Here is a 284-nt window from a genome sequence, read left to right as displayed (position 1 = left end):
ACAGCATACTACCATAAGTACCGAAGAATCCTAGAACCAGATCGCAGATCGGCATAGCGAACCATCATAAGTACCGAAGAATCCCAGAACCAAATCGCAGATCGGCACAGCGAACCACCATAAGTACCGAAGAATCCCAGAACCAGATTGCAGATCGGCATAGCGTACCGCCATAAATATTGAAGAATACAGGAACCAGATCGGCACAACGTTCCACATCCAATACCGGAGCATACAGACAAAAGTCAACAACGCAGCACACACAACAACGAAGAACTCCTTCC

At 47.2% G+C, this 284-nt stretch carries 1 protein-coding gene; it reads right to left on the bottom strand.

The genetic code is table 11. The annotated features are described in order from the left end of the window. Positions 1–30 precede the first annotated feature (30 nt). On the bottom strand, positions 31–284 hold a 254-nt coding region (locus DWX61_RS19110; RefSeq protein ID WP_207665000.1), incomplete at its 5' end, for a hypothetical protein.

The sequence above is a fragment of the Ruminococcus sp. AF20-12LB genome (assembly GCF_003478985.1).
In the GTDB taxonomy this organism is placed as follows: domain Bacteria; phylum Bacillota; class Clostridia; order Lachnospirales; family Lachnospiraceae; genus Blautia_A.
Note: the sequence above shows the minus strand (reverse complement) of the source record. Positions and strands in the feature narration are given on the sequence as shown.